Raw genomic sequence first — 749 nt, 5'->3', positions numbered from 1 at the left:
ATGGATGCATATACCTTTTTCTTTGGTGCTTCGGCTTTCTTATCTTCCTCAGTTTTATCCAGATCTGCGTCTTTTAAAGCATCCATATCGACTGCATCATCTTCTGTCCTTTTTTCCAGCATAGCATCTCCGCTGAGATCTGTTTCATCTGCAGCGTCTGTATCATCAGAATCCGCTTGTGTTTCTGCAGCTTCATCAGAATTATCTTCCATGCCTGATTCATCCATATCGTCCACGGATTTCGATACATCTGCTATATCCGCATCATTACCATCTTTTCCGGTATCTTCGTCATCGATAACTGAATTTGCATCATCTTCGGTTTCAGCATTTTCGATTTCAGTGTCATTGTTTTCTACATCGTCACTTTCGGCATCTTCAATTTCAGTGTCTTCGATCTCAGTGTCTTCCTCTTCTTCTTCATATCCTGCCATCATTGCTTTTGGAATTGCCCCGGAAATGACACCATCTGTCACATTCTGACCATCGAGTGTATATTTTACATAGGCTGCTGTTCCATCTGCATTCCATACATCCGGCAGTGTCACATCGGTATCATACGTGGTTTCGATATCGTCGATATGTCCGGCTCCGCCGTTTGGATCAAAATGGATCGTATATCTATTTGCTTCTGCACTGGCTGTCATTGTAACGTTTCCTGCCGGCATTGTGAATGTAAATTTCTTTGTATCCACGATCTGGTCTCCACCGGAACCTCCGGTATAATTACCAGTCCAGTTCAGCCAGTG

1 pseudogene is annotated in these 749 nt (G+C 43.3%); it reads right to left on the bottom strand.

Annotation, left to right across the window (positions count from 1 at the left end):
• Window positions 1–749 (bottom strand): annotated as a pseudogene (locus tag DXA60_RS18770) (hypothetical protein); the annotation flags it as partial.

Origin of the sequence: Roseburia sp. OF03-24, from assembly GCF_003463035.1 — a bacterium.
GTDB classification, from domain to species: domain Bacteria; phylum Bacillota; class Clostridia; order Lachnospirales; family Lachnospiraceae; genus Roseburia; species Roseburia rectibacter.
Note: the sequence above shows the minus strand (reverse complement) of the source record. Positions and strands in the feature narration are given on the sequence as shown.